General features: G+C 62.8%; 19 protein-coding genes. 6 read left to right on the forward strand and 13 right to left on the reverse strand.

Annotated features, from left to right (window positions below; genetic code table 11):
- Positions 1-157: 157 nt before the first annotated feature.
- The 3 genes from dsbG to dsbD are packed head-to-tail and all read right to left on the reverse strand — an operon-like array spanning position 158 to position 3,494.
- Complete coding sequence (gene dsbG, locus GDV60_RS10215; RefSeq protein WP_159907027.1) at positions 158-919, reverse strand: thiol:disulfide interchange protein DsbG; 762 nt, start codon at positions 917-919, stop codon at positions 158-160.
- Positions 895-1,764, reverse strand: coding sequence for a TlpA disulfide reductase family protein (locus GDV60_RS10220; protein ID WP_029298147.1), 870 nt, complete (start codon positions 1,762-1,764; stop codon positions 895-897). The genes dsbG and GDV60_RS10220 overlap by 25 nt, the downstream gene beginning before the upstream one ends.
- Complete coding sequence (dsbD, locus tag GDV60_RS10225; protein WP_029298149.1) at positions 1,764-3,494, reverse strand: protein-disulfide reductase DsbD; 1,731 nt, start codon at positions 3,492-3,494, stop codon at positions 1,764-1,766. Before dsbD ends, GDV60_RS10220 begins: the two co-directional genes overlap by 1 nt.
- A 171-nt stretch (positions 3,495-3,665) precedes the next feature.
- Between dsbD and GDV60_RS10230 the strand changes: the two genes are divergently transcribed.
- The 5 genes from GDV60_RS10230 to GDV60_RS10250 all read left to right on the forward strand — a co-directional run bounded on the left by GDV60_RS10230 (position 3,666) and on the right by GDV60_RS10250 (position 8,434).
- Positions 3,666-4,346, forward strand: coding sequence for a response regulator (locus GDV60_RS10230; protein ID WP_029298151.1), 681 nt, complete (start codon positions 3,666-3,668; stop codon positions 4,344-4,346).
- Entirely contained in the window at positions 4,346-5,665 is a 1,320-nt protein-coding gene (locus GDV60_RS10235; protein ID WP_159907029.1) for an ATP-binding protein, read from the forward strand. Before GDV60_RS10230 ends, GDV60_RS10235 begins: the two co-directional genes overlap by 1 nt.
- Positions 5,666-5,788: 123 nt before the next feature.
- Complete coding sequence (locus GDV60_RS10240) at positions 5,789-6,562, forward strand: N-acetylmuramoyl-L-alanine amidase (protein ID WP_029298154.1); 774 nt, start codon at positions 5,789-5,791, stop codon at positions 6,560-6,562.
- Between the two features lie 155 nt (positions 6,563-6,717).
- Entirely contained in the window at positions 6,718-8,130 is a 1,413-nt protein-coding gene (locus GDV60_RS10245) for an aspartate aminotransferase family protein (protein WP_159907031.1), read from the forward strand.
- Positions 8,131-8,209: 79 nt separating this feature from the next.
- Positions 8,210-8,434: an MbtH family protein gene (locus GDV60_RS10250; RefSeq protein ID WP_029298158.1), complete on the forward strand. Its 225-nt coding sequence runs from the start codon at positions 8,210-8,212 to the stop codon at positions 8,432-8,434.
- A gap of 1,061 nt (positions 8,435-9,495) precedes the next feature.
- On the opposite strand, the gene GDV60_RS10255 is transcribed toward GDV60_RS10250, so the two are convergent.
- From GDV60_RS10255 to GDV60_RS10295, 9 genes are all read right to left on the reverse strand, one after another.
- A complete protein-coding gene (locus GDV60_RS10255) occupies positions 9,496-10,419 on the reverse strand; it encodes a metal ABC transporter solute-binding protein, Zn/Mn family (protein WP_029300630.1) in 924 nt (307 codons plus the stop codon).
- Positions 10,419-11,318: a metal ABC transporter permease gene (locus tag GDV60_RS10260; RefSeq protein WP_029300631.1), complete on the reverse strand. Its 900-nt coding sequence runs from the start codon at positions 11,316-11,318 to the stop codon at positions 10,419-10,421. Before GDV60_RS10260 ends, GDV60_RS10255 begins: the two co-directional genes overlap by 1 nt.
- Entirely contained in the window at positions 11,315-12,061 is a 747-nt protein-coding gene (locus GDV60_RS10265) for a metal ABC transporter ATP-binding protein (RefSeq protein ID WP_159907033.1), read from the reverse strand. Before GDV60_RS10265 ends, GDV60_RS10260 begins: the two co-directional genes overlap by 4 nt.
- Entirely contained in the window at positions 12,058-12,978 is a 921-nt protein-coding gene (locus tag GDV60_RS10270; RefSeq protein ID WP_092235330.1) for a metal ABC transporter substrate-binding protein, read from the reverse strand. The genes GDV60_RS10265 and GDV60_RS10270 overlap by 4 nt, the downstream gene beginning before the upstream one ends.
- A 34-nt stretch (positions 12,979-13,012) precedes the next feature.
- Positions 13,013-13,588, reverse strand: coding sequence for a DUF6162 family protein (locus GDV60_RS10275; RefSeq protein ID WP_104912015.1), 576 nt, complete (start codon positions 13,586-13,588; stop codon positions 13,013-13,015).
- Complete coding sequence (locus GDV60_RS10280; RefSeq protein WP_159907035.1) at positions 13,585-13,914, reverse strand: hypothetical protein; 330 nt, start codon at positions 13,912-13,914, stop codon at positions 13,585-13,587. The genes GDV60_RS10275 and GDV60_RS10280 overlap by 4 nt, the downstream gene beginning before the upstream one ends.
- Positions 13,911-14,450: a hypothetical protein gene (locus GDV60_RS10285; protein WP_029300641.1), complete on the reverse strand. Its 540-nt coding sequence runs from the start codon at positions 14,448-14,450 to the stop codon at positions 13,911-13,913. The genes GDV60_RS10280 and GDV60_RS10285 overlap by 4 nt, the downstream gene beginning before the upstream one ends.
- The gene (locus GDV60_RS10290) at positions 14,450-15,658 is read right to left on the reverse strand and encodes a PepSY domain-containing protein (RefSeq protein ID WP_159907037.1); all 1,209 of its coding nucleotides are present in this window, start codon (positions 15,656-15,658) and stop codon (positions 14,450-14,452) included. The genes GDV60_RS10285 and GDV60_RS10290 overlap by 1 nt, the downstream gene beginning before the upstream one ends.
- A 268-nt stretch (positions 15,659-15,926) precedes the next feature.
- Entirely contained in the window at positions 15,927-16,382 is a 456-nt protein-coding gene (locus tag GDV60_RS10295; RefSeq protein ID WP_029300644.1) for a VOC family protein, read from the reverse strand.
- 194 nt (positions 16,383-16,576) lie between these two features.
- On the opposite strand from GDV60_RS10295, the gene GDV60_RS10300 reads away from it, so the two are divergent.
- The gene (locus tag GDV60_RS10300) at positions 16,577-16,942 is read left to right on the forward strand and encodes an antibiotic biosynthesis monooxygenase (protein WP_029300646.1); all 366 of its coding nucleotides are present in this window, start codon (positions 16,577-16,579) and stop codon (positions 16,940-16,942) included.
- On the opposite strand, the gene GDV60_RS10305 is transcribed toward GDV60_RS10300, so the two are convergent.
- Complete coding sequence (locus tag GDV60_RS10305) at positions 16,931-18,034, reverse strand: sigma-54-dependent Fis family transcriptional regulator (protein ID WP_159907039.1); 1,104 nt, start codon at positions 18,032-18,034, stop codon at positions 16,931-16,933. The two genes, GDV60_RS10300 and GDV60_RS10305, sit on opposite strands and share 12 nt — an antisense overlap.
- Positions 18,035-18,036 lie beyond the last annotated feature (2 nt).

Consider the following 18,036-nt stretch of genomic DNA (forward strand, 5'->3'; position numbering starts at 1 on the left):
GTGGTTCCCCTGGAGCGCTTCGGGGGGCGACGTCGCTGGTCGGTTGGATAGGGTTTTTCGTGGGTTCTGTAAGGACTAATGGCGTAAGGAAAACGTTGTAAGCGTGAAAAATAATGCTCCCTCGCTACGAGGGAGCATTTTTTATAGGCCGTCGTAGCTATTTGGGGCCTAAGATTTTCCCCAACTTATCCGGCGACGGCGCCCCTTGCTGTTGCTGCAGCTGCCCCTTGTCATCCAGATAGAAAATCGCCGGGGTGGCCGACAACTCCAATTCATCCATCAACTTCATGTTGGCATCGAGCTTGGCCTGGATCTCGGCCGGGATCTTGGCCAACGCCTTGAGCTTGCTGGCTTTACCCGCAGACTCATGTTCTTGCAGGGCCTGGGCTGTGTCTTTGCTCGCCAGTAGCGCCGCGGACTTGCCGGGGCTGTCCTCGCGGATGATTCCAACCATGATGTGCCGCAACTGCACCTTGCCGGCCTTGACCCAGGGCCGTGCCTGTTCCCAGAACATGTTGCAGTACGGGCAGTTGGGATCGCTGAACAGGTAGACGGTGCGCGGTGCGTTTTTATCGCCGTCCTGGATCCAGCTGCTCTGTTCCATCTTGGCCCAGATTTCCTTGGCCATTGGCGCGTAGACTAGTTTTTCCAGGGGCGCGGTGCTCAGGTCGTTGCCCTTGGCGTCGTACAGGTTGCCGGCGAGCACGTGTTGGCCATCGGCGGTCAGGTACAGCGCCATGCCGCGGTTCTGGTACTGCGCGGCATACCCCTTGAGGCCGCCTGGTGCGTCGAAGCTGCCGATGATCTTGGCGCCTTTGGCTTCGATCTGTTTGATCGGTGCGGGCCATTCTTCAGCGTGTACGAGGCTGGCGGCGAGGGTCAGGGGCAACAGGGTCAGCAGGTGGCGGAGGCGGGGCATAGGGGTTTCCTTGTTGGGGCCGGCTGGGCGGCGGTCGAGTCCGTGGGGGCGAAAGATTCCATGGCGCGGGCCAGGCTGGCCTGGGACAACTCACCCAGGTGGCTGTTGATAAGACGCCCGTCGGGTTGATAGAACAGGGTAGTGGGCAGGGCCATGGAACCCACGGCCTGGCCGAGACGACCACTGGCATCGAACAGTACGTTGTCCAGGTTCAGGCCCTGGGTGGCCAGGTAGGTGCTGACGCTCTGCATGCTTTCGGCCTGGTTGACGAACAGGAAGGTCACGTCAGGTCGCTGCTTCTGGGCGTTTTCCAGGACTGGCATTTCTCGCCGGCAGGGCGGGCACCAGGTGGCCCACAGGTTGATGACCAGCGGGCCGCCCTGATAGTCGGCCAGTTGCACGGTTTCGCCATCGGCATTGCGCAGGGCGATGTCGGGCAGGCGGGTGCCTTTTTCGTAGATGTTCAAGGAGAAACTGGCCAGCGCCCAGAACGCCAGGCCGGTGATGACCCCGGCGCTCAACGGCTTGCGCAGGGCCGGGCGCCGCCAGCCCCAGAGCAGGGCGCCGAGCAACAGGGCGATTACGCCGGGCCAGGCGAGAAAGCCGCCGTCGCGCAGGTCGACGATTTGCAGGGGATCGTCGCGGTAATAGGCCCAATACATCAGGACAAAGCTGACCCGCGCGCTGAGCATGCCCAGCAGGAACAGGCTGAACAGCACCGATTCGGGGTTCTCGCCGCCACGCTTGGCCACGCGCCAGCCCACCAGCGTGGCGAGGATCAGCGCACTGATCAGCAGCAGGTGGTTGAGGGCAATGGCGAAGGTGCCGATGGTCAAGGTCAGCATCAGCGCGCGTCCCGGGTCTGGGTCCAGCGTTGCAGGAAGGCTGCGGCATCCACTTCGCCGGTGATGCGCTGGGCGCGGCGCTCTTCACCCTCGGGGCCGATCCACACAAAACTGGGTGGCCCGGGGACTTTGTAGCGGCCCAGCAGTTCGCGGCTGGCGGCGTTGTCGGCAGTCACGTCCAGGCGCAGCAGGCGCACGTCCTTGAGTGCAGCCATCACTTCGGGTTTGCCGAACACCTGTTTTTCCATGATCTTGCACGACACGCACCAGTCGGCGTAATAGTCCAGCAGCACCCATTGGCCCTGGGCCTTGGCGCTGTCTAGCTGGGCTTGCAGGGCCGCCGGGTCGTTGATCGTGGTGAAAGCGTCATGGGCCGTCGGCGCGCTGGCGGCCGGCGAACCGCCGAAGACCTTCAGCGGCTGCCACAGGTCATCGCTGCCTCCAGCGGCGCCTACGACCAGGATCGCGCCCCACAGCCCCAGGACCAGGGAACCTGCGCCCAGTACCTTGGCCGCCAACCCATATTCGCGGGCCAGGCTCCAGCCGCAGTAGGCCATGACCAGCGCCAGCACGCCCCACAGACCCAGCCACAGGCTTTCGTCGATCACCGGGCGAATCATCAAGACGGCGGTGGCAAGGAACAGGAAGCCGAAGATCCCCTTGAGCACATTCATCCACGTACCCGGCTTGGGCAGGAAGCGGTTGCCCACGGTCACCAGCAGCAGCAATGGCACGCCGATACCGATGCCCATGGCAAACAGGATCAGGCCACCGTGCAGGGCGTTGCCGCTTTGTGCGATGTACAGCAGGGCGCCGGCCAGGGGCGCGGTCATGCACGGGCCCACCAGCAGGCCGGACAAGGCGCCGAGCACGCCGGCCCCGACCAGGCTGCCGCCGCTTTGCTTGCGGGTGACGTTGTCCAGGCGGTCGCGCAGGAAGGCCGGCAATTGCAGTTCGAAGAAACCGAACATCGGCAGGGCCAGGATCACGAACAATGCGGCGAAGCTGCCCAGAATCCAGGGGGTTTGCAGCAGGGCGGCGAGGTTGCTGCCGGCCAGCGCGGCCATTACGCCGAGTGCGGCATAGACCAAGGCCATGCACACCACATAACTGCTGGCCAAGGCAAAACCACGGCGTGGGCTGGCGCCGCTGCCCACCACCAGGCCGGCGAGGATTGGCAGCATCGGCAGCGAGCAAGGGGCAAATGCCAGCAACAGGCCCAAGCCGAAGAACACCAGCAGGCTCCAACCCAGGCTGCGTTGTTGCAGGCCACTGGCCAGGCTCTGATCCTGGGCCTCGGCGGTGGCCGCCACGGCGGGGTTGCCGCCCAGGTCCACGGTGATCGATTGTGGCGGGTAGCACAGGCCGGCATCGGCACAGCCCTGCCAGCCCAGCTTGACCTGGCCGGTGGCGTCGGCCGGGAGCTTCACTTCCAGGCCCTGGCGATACACTTGCTGTTCGCCAAAGAACTCATCGCTATGGGCTTCGCCTTGCGGCAGCACCGGCTGTTGGGCCAGGCCGTCGAACTTCATGCGTTGCTGGTAAAGGTAATAACCGTCGGCAATCTGCCAATACAGCTGGGTTTCACCGGAAGCCAGGCGCTCGGAAGTAAAGGTGAAGGCCTTGCCCACCGGGAGGAATTCAGGTTGGGTCTCGAATGGATTGTTGCCAGGCGCGGCCTGGGCCAATCCAGTGAACAACACCAGCAGGAAGATAAACAGATGCCGCATGGTCAAGCCTTAGTTCGATGCAAGTGGGGCACACAATGTGTGGCGCTGATTAACCGATGATTAACCGGGCTATTCTAGAGTGTAGGGATTATCTGAGCGTGCATCTTTTAGCGGCATAATGCGCGCTTAATCCGCCATCCTTTAAATCAGCACTTTTGCAAAGGGCTCACCATGCACGTACTGGTCTGTGAAGACGATGAACTGATCGCCAGTGGCATCGTTGCCGGTCTTGGTGCCCAGGGCTTTACCGTCGAGCGCGTGGGCACGGCAGCTGCCGCCCGGGCGATGCTCAAGGCAGCGCAGTTCGACATCATGGTGCTGGACCTCGGCCTGCCCGATGAGGACGGCCTCAAACTGTTGCAGCAACAGCGCAGTGCAGGCCTGGAAATTCCGGTGCTGATCCTCACCGCACGGGATTCGGTGACCAACCGCGTCGACGGCCTGCAAGCCGGCGCCGACGATTATCTGCTCAAGCCTTTCGACCTGCGCGAATTGGCCGCCCGCCTGCAGACCCTGCTGCGCCGGGTGGCTGGGCGTAGCGTCGACCTGATCGAACATGGCCGCCTGAGTTACAGCCCCAGCAGTCGGGAAACGCTGCTGGGCGGCAAGCCGGTGGACCTTTCCCGTCGCGAACAGGCGTTGCTGCAGGCACTGCTGCACAACCGTGGCCGCGTGCTGTCCAGCGAGCAACTCAAAGACAGCGTCTATGGCTTCAACGATGAGCTGGAAAGCAACGCCTTGAACGTGCATATCCACCACCTGCGCCGTAAGTTGGGCAACGGCATTGTCGAGACCGTGCGCGGCCTGGGCTATCGCCTGGGCCCGGCGGATGCTGGAGATGACGCCTCGTGATGAGCCTGCGCCTGCGCCTGACATTCAAGCTGGGCGCCGCTTTTGTGTTGATCTGGGTGCTGGCGGCGGCCTGGATGCTCAACGACCTGCGTAACCAGATGATGTTTTCCCTGGACCAGCGGCTGGTGGCCTCGGCGCGCATGGTGGCCGGGCTGATGGAGCAGATGCCGGGCCTGGCCAGCGTCGGCGAGGGCAAGCGCTTTGGTGCTGAGCAATTGAATGTGCCCGGTGGCATGGCGTGCCAGGTCAGTTCGTTGCGTGGCGAAGTCCTGGCCCGTAGCCATACCACCCCGGATCAGGGGTTGGAGTCGCGGCAGAGCGGTTTTCACGACCAGATCATCGACGGTGCCGCCTGGCGCACCTTTACCCTGGCCCGGGGCGATCTGTTTATCACCACCGCCGACCGCCAGGTAGAGCGCGAGGCGCTGAATATGTCGATCCTGTTGGCGGCCTCGGTACCGGTGGGCGTGGCCCTGTTGGGCTGCCTGTGCCTGTTGTGGCTGGGGATCGGCCAAAGCCTGGTGCCGCTCAACCGCATGCGCGATGCCTTGATGCGGCGCAGCGCCGACTCCCTTGAGCCGTTGCAGATTCATCCGTTGCCCAGCGAGCTCAAGCCGTTGCTCGACACCCAGAACCAACTGCTGCAACGCATCGCCAAGACCATCGAGCGTGAGCGCCGGCTGACCGGCGATGCCGCCCATGAGTTGCGCAGCCCCCTCACGGCGATCAAGACCCATCTACAAGTGGCGCGCATGACCGAAGGCGCCGCCCGCGACCGGTCCCTGGCCCACGCCGAGGAGGGCGCCGACCGCCTGCATCGCACCCTTGAGCAATTGCTGCTGCTGGCGCGGGTCGAGGGCAGCCTGTCGTTTGATGACGGCTTGCAGTCCAGCGCCGAGCAAGTGGCACGCCTGGCGATCCAGGACGCCAATGCCGGGGATAATCGGCGTATCGACCTGATCCTGCCCGACAACCTGCCCCAGGACCCGGTGGAAATGCCCGTGGGCCTGGCGGTTGCCGCGTTGCGCAATTTGTTGGATAACGCCCTGCGCCATACCCCGGCCGATACACGGGTGGAGCTGAGCGTGTTCACCCAGGGCAATCAAGTCGTGTTCCGCGTGCGCGACCATGGCGCGCCGATCTCCAGCGAAGACCTGCAACACCTGACCCAGCGTTTCTGGCGCAATGGCAACAGCGGCGGTTGTGGCCTGGGCCTGGCCATCGTGCAGGCGATTGTCCAGCGCTGTTCCTGTTCCCTGGCCTTCGATAGCCAGCCCGACGGCCTGCGCGTCGAACTCGGTATGCCATTGCGGCGCTGATCCTTCCTTGCATACACGTAACTACCGCCATCCTCAGGCCCGACGCTTCAGGATGGCGGTAATTTTTGTGTTTGTAGGTTTGCCGGCTGAATGACTCAGCCTGTATTGAAAAGGACAGCGCCTATGTTGGTCATCGATTCCACTTATCCCGCCCAGGATTTTAATCAGCGCAATGGCGAAGCCGTGCGCCAGTTGGTTGTGCATTACACCGCCGCGCCCTTTGCCTGCTCCCTGCGTACCCTGACCCAGCAGGGTGTCAGTGCCCATTACCTGTTGCCCGATCCCCACGAGGCCAGCTATCGCAACGCCGGCTACGACGAGCTGCGGGTGTTCCAGCTGGTGGGTGAGCACCAGCGCGCCTGGCATGCGGGAGCCAGTCATTGGGCGGGCCGCGATAACGTCAATAGTCGCTCGATCGGCATCGAGATCGTTAACCTGGCCCGCGATGATGAGGGGGTATTTACCTTCCCTGCCTATGATCCGGAGCAAGTCGAGGTACTGATCGCGCTGATCCACGACATTTGCGCGCGTCATCCGCAGATAGGCGCCACCGATATCGTCGGCCATGCGGATGTGGCGTTCTGGCGCAAAAGTGACCCAGGGCCACAGTTGCCCTGGCAGGGTTTGTTCAAGGCGGGTATTGGCGCCTGGTTTGATGAAGGCGCCAAGGGGGCCTATGAGCGGCGCTTTCGCATGGGGTTGCCGCAGGAAGTGGAGATCGAACGGGCCTTCCAGCGCTACGGCTACGCCCCGGCGAAAAACCGCCTGGCGTTCCAGCAGCGGGTGCGCGCCTTCCAGATGCACTTTCGGCCCGCCGACTATCGCGGGCAACTGGATATCGAGACCTGCGCGATTCTTTATGCGCTGAATGAAAAGTACACCAGTGCCGGTGAGTGACCGGTCATTTGCCGGTTTTTCGCAGGCATTGGTGTAAATCCCCACGCCGCTGATGCGTTTCCAGAACAGGAAATCCGTGCGCACGCCCTTTGGGGGCCAGACGTCAACGGGTTGGCAGTTTGGTCACCATCATCAGCGTATTGAGGGATCTAGAGATGTCAGTCGCTACCAGTCGCATTGAGGATTCGCTGGCATCGGCCAGCCCGACTCCAGCAGAAACGCTTTACCAGTTCGATGAATCACCGCTGCTGGCCCGCCAGCGCCAGCAGGAGTCCAATGCGCGCAGCTACCCCCGGCGCATTCCCCTGGCGCTCAAGCGGGCCAAGGGTATTTATGTCGAGGATGTTGAAGGCCGCAGCTTTATCGACTGCCTGGCCGGGGCCGGTACATTGGCGCTGGGCCATAACCATCCGGTGGTGATCGAGGCGATCCAACAGGTGCTGCTGGACGAGTTGCCCCTGCATACCCTGGACTTGACCACGCCGGTCAAGGATCAGTTTGTGCAAGACCTGTTCGGCCTGCTACCCGCTGAACTGGCGCGTGAGGCAAAGATCCAGTTTTGCGGCCCCACCGGCACCGATGCGGTGGAGGCCGCGCTGAAACTGGTGCGTACCGCCACGGGGCGCAGCACGGTGTTGTCGTTCCAGGGCGGTTATCACGGTATGAGCCAGGGCGCGTTGAGCCTGATGGGCAGCCTGGGGCCGAAAAAACCGTTGGGTGCCTTGCTGTCCAACGGTGTGCAGTTTTTGCCATTCCCCTATGACTACCGCTGCCCGTTCGGCCTGGGCGGGGCAGAAGGGGTCAAGGTCAACCTGCATTACCTGGAAAACCTGCTCACCGATCCGGAGGCGGGCGTATTGCTGCCGGCGGCAGTGATCGTCGAAGTGGTGCAGGGCGAGGGCGGTGTGATTCCGGCCGACCTCGACTGGCTGCGCGGCCTGCGGCGGATTACCGAGCAGGCCGGTGTGGCGCTGATTGTCGATGAGATCCAGAGCGGTTTCGGCCGTACCGGCAAGATGTTTGCCTTTGAGCATGCGGGCATTGTCCCGGATGTGGTGGTGCTGTCCAAAGCCATTGGTGGCAGTCTGCCGCTGGCGGTGGTGGTGTATCGCGAGTGGCTCGACACCTGGCTGCCGGGCGCCCATGCCGGCACCTTCCGTGGTAATCAGATGGCCATGGCGGCGGGTTCGGCAGTGATGCGCTACCTCAAGGAGCACAACGTCGCTGATCATGCGGCGGCCATGGGGGAGCGCCTGGCTGAGCACTTGCGCATCCTGCAGCGCGACTTCCCGCAACTGGGGGACATTCGCGGGCGTGGCCTGATGCTCGGGGTGGAACTGGTCAACCCGAACGGCACGCCCGACGTCCAGGGCCACCCGCCGGTCCATCGGCAATTGGCGCCGCTGGTGCAGCGTGAATGCCTCAAGCGTGGGTTGATCCTGGAGCTGGGCGGGCGCCATGGCAGCGTGGTGCGTTTCCTTCCCCCTCTGGTCATCACCGCAGCACAAATCGACCGGGTGGCAGAGATCTTTGGGCGGGCGCTGGCGGCAGCCGTGGCGAGTCTCTAATTTTCCGCTGCTGTCGTACGTTCCTACATACATCAGCCACGCGCAGTGCGTGGCAGCCTTTGAGTGACGGAGAACCGCAATGACCTCAGTATTTGACCGCGAAGACATCCTGTTCCAGGTGGTGGTCAACCATGAAGAACAGTATTCCATCTGGCCCGACTACAAAGCCGTGCCAGAAGGCTGGCGCACCGTGGGTAAAAGCGGGATGAAGAAAGAGTGCCTGGCCTACATCGAAGAGGTGTGGACTGATATGCGGCCGTTGAGCCTGCGCCAGAAGATGGATGCCCAGGCAATCGCTGGCTGAACGCAAAAAAATGTGGGGGCGGGCTTGCCCGCGATGGCCATGAGTATCTACACAACTCTCTGATACTTCTGGGCTCTGGGTTTTGCGCTGATGTAGGGGGCATATCCATTGCTGCGGTAACGGCGGCCATGGGTTCCGCCCTTACGGCGGCTCACTTTTGAACAGCGCAAAAGTAAGCAAAACGCTCTTGCCCCACCACTCGGCACCTCGCCTAGGCTCGGTGTGCCCGTAATCCGACATTGATTTGGGGGGCCCCAAATCAATATCGGATTACGGCCAGCGTGGTTTAACGGGGCGCCTAAGATCAAAATCACAAGCAGAGCGAGGCGGCCTGACAGCCGACCTGATCGTCGAAGCGTGCGCGTCCCCCTTGTGGGAGCGGGCTTGCTCGCGAATGCGGTGGGTCAGTGATGGATATATTGACTGATACACCGCATTCGCGAGCAAGTCGCACCGCCGCTCCCACAGGGGAATGCAGCTTCGCGCTCTGGCGTTGCTGTTGCTCTGTTTTTGATCTGGCTTTTGATCTTAGGCGCCCCGTCAAACCACGATGGCCGCAGGCAGGTATTGCGTAGTGGGCACCCCGGCAGGATGCCGGGGTAGCCGCGACACGGCCATGGATGGCCGATCGCGGCGGGCCCACGGAGCAATGCCTGACTGCGGGCATGCCGAGCCTAGGCGAGGCACCGAGTGGTGGGGCAAGAGCGTTTTGCTTACTTTTGCGCTGTTCAAAAGTGAGCCGCCGTAAGGGCGGAACCCATACCCGCCGCGACCGCGGCAACGGATATGTACACATACTCAGAAGAGCGAGTTGTGTAGATACTCATGCCGCGATGGCCATAGGTATCTACACAACTTTCAGAAACTGACGAACTCCCCGTGGCGATGCGGCGTCCCGACAAGCCCGCTCGCCACAACTGCGCTATCTGCCTGGATTTAGGCGTTGCGGCGTAGTTGTGTAGATACCTATGCCGCGATGGCAAAGTGTCAGTCGATACATTAGTTGACTGATACACCGCCATCGCGGGCAAGCCCGCTCCCACATAGGTATTGCAGTGCTTTCAGGGCGCCAATGCCTTGATCACCTGATCCACATTCCCTTCCAGTTCCGCCACCGGGTCTGCGCCGTCAGTGCTCAGCACCAGCAGCTTCGATCCCCCCGCGCTGATGGCCGTTTTCACTGCCTCAGTCGGTTGACGATGGTGCAGTACCAGTGCCACGTCGTTGTCCTTCAGGCTGGTCGTCAATGTTTGCAACGCCTCGGCGGACCATTCGGTATCCGGTCGCGGATCGGTGCTGACCAACTCCAGATTCAACCCACTCACCAGATAAGCAAAATGATCGCTCAGGCTGACCACGCTCAGGTTGTCGGCCTGGGCCAGGCGTGCCTCGCTGTCGGCAGTGAGCTTGAGCAGGCGTTGCTTGAGGCTGGCCAGGTTGCTGTCGATTTGTGCCTTGGCGCCAGGCGCAAGGCGGCTCAGGTCGGCGGCCATGACATCGGCCATGCGCCCCAGGTTGTTGCTCGATTGCCACGGCTGGCTGTTGAGGCCATCCACCGTCCCTGGTTGCAGGGCCACGCCCGGCAAACCACCGTCTACCGGGCGCGCGGCGTCCACTTCGACGATGCGGATATTGCTGCGTCGGGCCACGGGGTACAGCGGGTCATCCGGCCACAGCGAACGCAGGCCGATCGCGGCGTCGGCGTCCAGCGCCAGGGTGTGCAGGGCCGGCGCACCGCGGCCGGTAAAGTAGGAGGTCTGGCGCGAACCCGGCAGGTTGGCCGGGGCCGCGCGTTCAAGCTTGACCTGGGTGCCCTTGAGCAGGGTTTCGGCCAGGCCGTAGGTTACGGGCAAGGCCGCCAGGACCTTGACCGGTTTGGCCGATTGGGCGGCGGCCGGCAGTGGTTTGGCAGGGGCGGCTGCCAGCAGCGCAGGGCTGATCAGGCAAGCGATGGCCAGGGCCAGGGGGCGTAGAACAGGGCGCATTATCCAAGATTCCCTTTCAGGCTGGGGACCGTGCCGCGCGCAATGGCGGCCAGGGCGAAGGCGATGCCGGCGACAAGGATGATCGCGGCACCGGACGGGATGGGCAGGTCGAAGATGATCGGCAGCAGAATCCCGCACAGGGTGCTGACCGTGGCAATCACCACCGAGATCCAGAAGAACCCCTTGAGCGACTGGCTCAACAGGCGCGCCGCAGCGGCCGGAATCACCAGCAGCGCACCCACCAGGATCGCGCCGATGACCTTGACTGCCGCCACGGTGATCAGGGTCACGAGGATCACGAACAGGTAGTCCAGGGTCTTCACGGCCACACCACGCACGGCGGCCAGCTGTGGGTTGAAGCTGGCGAGCATGATGCGGTTGTACAGCGGCAGCGCCAGGGCCATCACCAGTGACCCGACAATCGCCAGCACCAGCAGGTCATTGCCGTTGACGGTCAGGACCGAACCAAACAGCACGTTCTCCAGGATGTGCACGTTGATCTTGCCCGCCAGGATCAGCAACAGGCTTGCGCCCAGCGCCAGGGACACCGAGAGGAACACGCCGATCAGCGTATCGGGGGCCAGGCCGGTGCGGTTGCGCAGGTAGTTGAGCAGGATGCCGAACAACAGGCAGTAACCGAACAGGCTGCCGTAAGGCCCGGTGTAGGGTTCCCCCAGCAGAATGCCCACGGCCACGCCGGTGAGTGCGGCGTGGCCGACAGCTTCGGAGAAGAACGCAAAGCGCTTGACCACCACCAGCGTGCCCAGGCCACCCAGCACCGGGCCGATCAGCAGGCCGGCGAGCAGGGCGTTGACCACAAACCCATAGGCCAGGGCTTCCGGCAGGTAGCCGGACGAGGCCCAGCCTTGGACCATCAAGCGAAAGGCTTCGTAGCTCATTGGGCTGCGCTCCGTGGGTGAGTGGAAAACAGCGTCAGCAGGCGCTCCGGGGTCAGTGCCTCTTTGGGCGTGGCGTCGAACAGCAAGCGGCGGTTCAGGCCGGTGACACGGTCCGCCAGGCGACCGACGGCCTCCAGGTCGTGTTCGATCCACAGCACGGTGATCCCGGCCTGGCGCCAGTCGCCCAGCAGGCGTTCGAACACCTGGATCCCGGCTTCGTCGAGGGCCGACATCGGTTCATCGAGCACCAACAGTTGCGGCGCCGGGATCAAGCCCTGGGCCAGCAACACACGCTGGCGCTCACCGCCGGACAGCGCGCCCATGCGGCGCTTGCGCTTGTCTTGCATGCCCACGCGCTCCAGCGCCTCGCCAATTGCGCCGGCGTAATGCCGGGACAGGCCGAGAAAGGCCGGGCGCCGCTGGCACATCGCGGCCATGAAGTCATCGACGGTCATCGGCAGGCCCCGGTCGAATTCCAAGGCCTGGGGCACGTAGCCGATGGTGCCGGGAGTCCCCGGCCAATGTAGGCTCAGTTGGCCCTGGTGCGGGGTCTGCCCCAGCAGCGTCTTGATCAGCGAGCTCTTGCCGCCGCCGTTGGGGCCGACCAGGGCGTGGATACTGCCCGGTTGCACCTTGAAGCTGACGTTATCGAGGATCGCGGTACGGCCCAGGGTCAGCGAGACGTTATCGAACTCAATCGTTGGGCCGATGCTGGCCACGCTCAGGTGTTCAGCCGCCGTCATGCCCCCGACTCCTGAATGGCGCGGACCACGGTATTGAGGTTGCCGGTCATTTCCACTTCATACTTCTCGGCGCTGTATTCACCGTAGGAAATATGCGACAGCGGGTACAGCTTGACCCCCGACTCGCGCTGGATCGTATCGACGTAGGAGGACGGGAAATCCATCTCCGAGAAGATCACCTTCACGTCCAGCTCGCGCAGTTGGTCGATGGTTTTTTTCAGTTGGCTCGGGCTTGGCTCGATGCCATGGGCCGGTTCCACTACGGCGGTCACTTCCAGGCCGAACTCGCGCAACAGGTAGTCGTAGGCAGCATGCACCGTGGCCACGCGCAGGTCGGCGTTGGGCGCGCTGGTGAGTTTGGCCAGGGCATCGGCGCGCATCTGGCGCAGGCGCTTGCCATAGGCGCGGGCATTCTGGGTGTAGGCCTTGGCGTTGTCCGGGTCGAGCTTGCCCAGTTCCCGGGCGATGTTGTTGACCTGGGCAATGGAGGCGCTGATGGACAGGAAGGTGTGCGGGTTGACCACCTTGCCGGCGCCACGGGCCGCGTTGCCGGTGGCCGCCAGCAACGGCACATTGGCGTTGGCTTCTATTACCGGGATGTCCGGGCGCTCGCTGGTGGCGATCATGCGGTCGGCAAAGTCATCATGGCCAACGCCATTGAGCACGATCACGTCCAGGGTGCCAATGCGCTTGATATCTTCGGCGCGCGGCTCGTAGGCATGGGGGTTGAAGCCGGCCGGAATCAGCGGCACCACTTCGGCCTTGTCGCCGACGATGTTCGCCACGTAGCTGTAGTAAGGGTGCAGGGTGATACCGATACGCAGGCGCTTGGCCGCCTCGGCATTGGCCAGTGGGGTCAGCAAGACGCTGAACAGGCCCACCAGCAGCAGGCGGAGCAAGGGAGATGACATAGACATGGGTAATCGATCTTCTCTCGTAGACAGCGTGAATTCAGTGGCGATGCTGGCGGGTGACGCCAGCGTCGAATTGCGCAACGACCTGCTGCCAGCCAGCGGCGATCAGCCCCTGGTCGCTCAGGTCGGTGGGGGCAGCCAGATTGGCGCTGCGGTTGAGCCAGATATCCGGCTCGCTACCGTTCACGCGCATCAGCAGTGAACCGCTGGTGTCATTGGCCTGGCTCAAGCCCAGGTACGCAGAAGGCGCCAACAACTGCCAGCGGTGGTCGCCACGGCTGACCGAACTGGCGTCCTGGGCGAAGGGCGCGAAGCCTTCTTCGGCCAGTTGCGCGGGCGTCGGCAGCGCGCTTTGTTCCTGCGCCAGCAACTGGATTTCATCCAGGGTCACCCGCAGGTCGGCGTAGATGCCTTGCTCGGCGGCGCTCAAGTCGCGACGGGCGTCCAGTTGGTGGCTGGGCACGGCCGCGACTTCCTGGGTTTCGCCATGCAGCGACACCACGGTGCCGGCGACGGCCAGGATGATCAGGCACAGCAACAGGACGTAGAGGGTCTCGTGGCCGGCACCGGCCGGCCGGACAACCTGGGTGTTGCCTGGGCTCACGCGGGTCATGGTGCCTGGATATCCGCTTGGTCGATCTCGACAACGTGGCCGGGACCGGCGTCAAACAGCACGTAGAACTCGCTGGCAGGTTTCTTGAAGGTCAACGTCGAGTCGGCCCCCAGCTTGCCGGGCACCAGGATGGTTTCGTCGTAGCCGATCACATCCAGGGTCACGCCGGGCGCGCCGCTGCCATCGGAGAAGCCGCCCGTGCACTGGATCTGCTCGCCGGTGATTTCCTTGCATTCGCACATCGGGTTGTGGGCCAGGGCGTAGTTGCTCGCACCCAGGCTGAGGGCCAGCACGGCGCAGGTGCGGGTCAGGCGCAGTAGGTTCATGGTTTGACTCCTTGCTTGTTCAACCAGGCGACAGTGGCAGGCGAAGCCTGACTCAAGGGAATGGAAGCTTGTTGCATGCTGCCGTCCCAGCCTTCCATGGTGATCCACAGTTCGGCGTCGGGCGGGGTGCGTTCGGGGATTGGCAGGGCGGCGCCCATGCGGTACGGGGTACCGAAGAAAATCACTCCGGCGGCCCGCAGGCTGCGGGGTTTGCCGATGCGCAGGTAAGTGGCCTTGACCTGATCGCCACAGGTGGCGCACAGGGCGGCATTGAAGGATTTCATCGGCCCGGCCGGATTGGGGCGGGGCGCTTCATTGCGTAGCTCAGCCAGGGTGATGCTCCATGGGCCGACCTGCACCTCGCCTATCTCGCGCTCGCCCAGGCCGGCGTCGCCGCGAAACAGCGCAGCGTCGGCAAAGTACTTGGGCATAAAGCCCAGGGGTACCAGCAACAACAGGATATTGATGTGGAACCGCCATTTGAGCCAGAAGGCACGCAGCGGCGAGGGCGCTTGTACGGTGGTGGCCTTGCTCATTACTTGCCCTCCGAAGTTTCAGCCTGCAGGGCGCCGATGGGGTTGGCTGGCGCAGGGTTGCGCGTAGCCTTGCTGCTGCGCTTGAGAGCGTGCAGCGTAGCCAGGGCGGTGCGCTTGCTCCAGATCAACAGACCGCTGAGCACCATCATGCTCAGCAACAGGCCGAAGAAGAACCAGACCAGCTTGATCCAGATCCCGCCAAAGTCGCCGGTGTGCAACGGGCGCATGGACTCGGTGACGAACTCCAGGCCCGAGCGGTCGGACAGCAGGTGTGTGGCGGCAATTTCACCGTTGTAGGGGTTGATGTCGGCGGTCTGGAACATCAGCGGGTACCAGCCGCGGCCGCCGATACTCAGGTGGCTGTAGGCATTGCTCGGCAGGCCGACGAAGCTGACGTCGAACCCCGGGATGCGCTGGCTGGCGATGTTGATGGCATCGTCCAGCGCAATCGTCGGTGGCGGTACGCCAGGCGCCGACAACGGCACTTTGTCCCGGGCGATCACCGGCACGACGGCCTCGCTGGAGATGGTGATCTGGTTGTCCGAGAGAATCGCCTGGATCAAGAACCAGGTGCCGGTGATGGAGATCACCGCGATAAACCAGATCGACCAGATGCCGCTCAGACGGTGGAAATCCCCCCAGAAAATCCGCGCGCCGTGCTTGAAACGCAGGGTGGGCTTGAAGAAACCTTTCCAGAACCGCTTGTACACCACCAGGCCAGTGACCAGCGACGCGAGCATCGGCAACCCGAGGAATGACACCAGGTACCAGCCCCAGCTGAAGCCATTGGTGAACGGCACCAGCCACCAGCCATGCAGGGCGCGGGTGAACTGGCGGAAGTTGAACGATGGGCTGATGCCCTGGATGACCCCCGTATACGGGTTGACGTAGACCGCCACGGAGCGGCCATCGGGGTAGCTGATGTCGACGTCGAGGGTAAAGTGCGACTCGTCCGGACGGACGATGGACTCGACAATGGCCTTGGGCTCGGCCTGCTTGATCGCAGCCAGGATTTGGTCGTAAGTGAGCAGTTCGGCATCGTCCGACGGCTTGCTGGCGCGCATTTCCGGGTTGGCCAGCCACACGATTTCCTGGCTGACCACCGCCAGGGTCCCGGTGACGCAGACGATCAGTACGAAGAACCAGATGGGCAATGCCAGCCAGCTGTGTACGAGAAACCAGAGTTTGGAGCGTGACTTCTTCGACATGTCTAGGAGGGTCTTGATCGGAGGGGGGGCAGAAAAGGCCCGGGAAAGGCCGGTCGTAGCTTTTGCTTACGCGACGGGCTGTATCTAAGTTAAGACGGATGAGAATCGCAAAACCCTAAGGCGGAAATGAAAGCAAATGTTTCCAGTGCGCAACAAACACCTGTATGAGCTGGCTTGCCAGCGAAAATCTCCAACGATTACGCGGGTTACCTGTTGCTATTGTTCTCGGGTTTTTCGCCGGCAAGCCGGCTCCTACAGGTGATTGGGTTTAGGCGAACAGCTCCTTGGCGCGCTGGCGGATCTGTTCCTCGGTCAGTTCTTCGGTATGGGTGGCAAGGAACCAGACATGCCCGAAGGGATCTTTCACTGTGCCCGAGCGATCACCGTAGAACCGATCCTCAGGTTCGCAAATGCCTGTACCGCCGGCCGCGATCGCTTGTTTGTACTGCGCGTCGACGTCCGCCACATAGAGGTGCAAGCCAACACTGGCAGGATGCTCTCCAGGGGTGCCAAGCGGCATTTCGGCACAAGGTGACGCCAGCATGATCGGCGAGTCGCCAATGCGCAGCTCGGCATGGCCGACCTTGCCATCGGGCATATCCAGGCGCATGACAACGGTGGCACCGAAGGCCTTCTTGTAGAACTCGATGGCTTCAGCGGCCTTGTCGATACCCAAGTAGGGCGTGATGCTGTGATAGCCCTCGGGGATAGGTTTGACGCTCATTTCGCTCTCCTTGATGGTTGTTCAGGGGCCCGGTTTTTCCGGTTTCCTCACTATAGGCCAAGTTTTTCGTCGCCTCCTGGCAGCCGACGACCGTGCTGTAAGGGCGTCCTGAACATTTTCTCGAACAGAGGCTTGACCTTGACTTAACTAGAGGTCTTACCCTGCACGGCACCTACAACTAAAGGGGATTTGTCATGCAGACTTGCGCGAAAAGTCATGGGTTTACCCAATTAATCGAGTTTCAGATCGAGCCTCGCCAGCAGTCCGCCCTGGTGTCGGCGCTGTCTGAGCAGACCGAGCGCCTGGCCCAAGGCCATGAGGGTTTTTTGAGTGCCAGTGTGCAGGTCAGTGATGATGGACGGCGCGTGCTCAACTACCTGCAATGGCAGACCCGCGAAGATGGCGATGCGGCGTTCAATCGCCTGGAGTGCGAGGGCGGGGACTTCTGGACCTTGATTTGCGCCCACCAGGCCACGGCCGTGACCTTCGGTTCATTCCAAGTGCTGCGCAGTATCGAGCGCAGCGCCGACAATGCACTGGCGTGCAACTTATATCGATAGATGCAACATGCGTTCGCCTTGCAGGTTTTCCCCGGCGCGGCGCTTGTTGACCGCCAGTTCGCCGATCTTGATCAGGCGTGTGCGCGTGACATTGCGGCTCAGGCCCAGCAGGTTGGCGGTGTGCACCTGGTTGTAGTGGCTGAAACGGTAGGCGGCGCGTAGCAGCGCGTCTTCGACCTTCTCATGGAGCGCGCCGGCCTGTTCGTCAAACAGCTTCTGGAAGGCCCGCTCCATCAAGGCTTCGGCACTATTGTCGACCCCGTGCTGGCTGTCGTCCTGGCGCTCGATGCGCAGATTCGAGAGGCGCAGGTCGTCGCGCTCGATCACACCGTTGCGGCAAATCAGCAAGGTGTGATGAATGACGTTTTCCAACTCGCGGATATTGCCCGGCCAACTGTAGCTCCTGAGCTTTTGCTCGGCCTCGGGGCTGATGGTGATGGGGCCGTAGCCCAGGCGCTGGCTGTAGGCGTCGATAAAGTGGCGGGTCAGGGGCAGGATGTCGCCGGGGCGTTCGCGCAACGGGCTCAGTTCCAGGCTGACCACGTCCAGGCGGTAATACAGGTCTTCACGGAAATGCCCGGCGTTGATGGCCTTTTCCAGTTGCACATTGGTCGCCGCCAGTACCCGCACGTCAATGGCAATGCTCTTGCGTGAGCCCAGGCGCACCACTTCGCGCTCCTGCAGGACGCGCAGCAGCTTGACCTGGATGGCCATGGGCAGATCACCGATCTCATCGAGGAACAAGGTGCCGCCGTCGGCCTCTTCGAACCAGCCGGCCTTGGCGCTGAGGGCGCCAGTGAACGCGCCTTTTTCATGGCCGAACAACTCCGCTTCCACCAGGGATTCGGAAAAGGCCCCACAATTGACCGCCACGAAGGGCCGGTTGCGCCGGGCGCTGAGGTTGTGGATGTGGCGGGCCACCAGCTCTTTACCGGTGCCGGTTTCGCCGATGATCAGCACGCTGGCTTCGCTGGGGGCCACTTGCTGGATATGCGCGAGCAGGGCCTGGGACTTGGGGTCTTCGAAGACTTGCGCGGTGGCGCGAATCGACGTGGCGAGGGCGGGCGAGGGCGGTAGGGTCAAAAGCTGCATGG

The sequence above is a fragment of the Pseudomonas sp. DTU12.1 genome (assembly GCF_009873475.1).
GTDB lineage: Bacteria > Pseudomonadota > Gammaproteobacteria > Pseudomonadales > Pseudomonadaceae > Aquipseudomonas > Aquipseudomonas proteolytica.

Excerpts from the sequence above, each read along its gene's own strand:
- dsbG (WP_159907027.1), bottom strand. The coding sequence starts at position 919 with ATGCCCCGCCTCCGCCACCTGCTGACCCTGTTGCCCCTGACCCTCGCC.
- GDV60_RS10220 (WP_029298147.1), bottom strand. The coding sequence starts at position 1,764 with ATGCTGACCTTGACCATCGGCACCTTCGCCATTGCCCTCAACCACCTG.
- dsbD (WP_029298149.1), bottom strand. The coding sequence starts at position 3,494 with ATGCGGCATCTGTTTATCTTCCTGCTGGTGTTGTTCACTGGATTGGCC.
- GDV60_RS10230 (WP_029298151.1), top strand. The coding sequence starts at position 3,666 with ATGCACGTACTGGTCTGTGAAGACGATGAACTGATCGCCAGTGGCATC.
- GDV60_RS10235 (WP_159907029.1), top strand. The coding sequence starts at position 4,346 with ATGAGCCTGCGCCTGCGCCTGACATTCAAGCTGGGCGCCGCTTTTGTG.
- GDV60_RS10240 (WP_029298154.1), top strand. The coding sequence starts at position 5,789 with ATGTTGGTCATCGATTCCACTTATCCCGCCCAGGATTTTAATCAGCGC.
- GDV60_RS10245 (WP_159907031.1), top strand. The coding sequence starts at position 6,718 with ATGTCAGTCGCTACCAGTCGCATTGAGGATTCGCTGGCATCGGCCAGC.
- GDV60_RS10250 (WP_029298158.1), top strand. The coding sequence starts at position 8,210 with ATGACCTCAGTATTTGACCGCGAAGACATCCTGTTCCAGGTGGTGGTC.
- GDV60_RS10255 (WP_029300630.1), bottom strand. The coding sequence starts at position 10,419 with ATGCGCCCTGTTCTACGCCCCCTGGCCCTGGCCATCGCTTGCCTGATC.
- GDV60_RS10260 (WP_029300631.1), bottom strand. The coding sequence starts at position 11,318 with ATGAGCTACGAAGCCTTTCGCTTGATGGTCCAAGGCTGGGCCTCGTCC.
- GDV60_RS10265 (WP_159907033.1), bottom strand. The coding sequence starts at position 12,061 with ATGACGGCGGCTGAACACCTGAGCGTGGCCAGCATCGGCCCAACGATT.
- GDV60_RS10270 (WP_092235330.1), bottom strand. The coding sequence starts at position 12,978 with ATGTCTATGTCATCTCCCTTGCTCCGCCTGCTGCTGGTGGGCCTGTTC.
- GDV60_RS10275 (WP_104912015.1), bottom strand. The coding sequence starts at position 13,588 with ATGACCCGCGTGAGCCCAGGCAACACCCAGGTTGTCCGGCCGGCCGGT.
- GDV60_RS10280 (WP_159907035.1), bottom strand. The coding sequence starts at position 13,914 with ATGAACCTACTGCGCCTGACCCGCACCTGCGCCGTGCTGGCCCTCAGC.
- GDV60_RS10285 (WP_029300641.1), bottom strand. The coding sequence starts at position 14,450 with ATGAGCAAGGCCACCACCGTACAAGCGCCCTCGCCGCTGCGTGCCTTC.
- GDV60_RS10290 (WP_159907037.1), bottom strand. The coding sequence starts at position 15,658 with ATGTCGAAGAAGTCACGCTCCAAACTCTGGTTTCTCGTACACAGCTGG.
- GDV60_RS10295 (WP_029300644.1), bottom strand. The coding sequence starts at position 16,382 with ATGAGCGTCAAACCTATCCCCGAGGGCTATCACAGCATCACGCCCTAC.
- GDV60_RS10300 (WP_029300646.1), top strand. The coding sequence starts at position 16,577 with ATGCAGACTTGCGCGAAAAGTCATGGGTTTACCCAATTAATCGAGTTT.
- GDV60_RS10305 (WP_159907039.1), bottom strand. The coding sequence starts at position 18,034 with ATGCAGCTTTTGACCCTACCGCCCTCGCCCGCCCTCGCCACGTCGATT.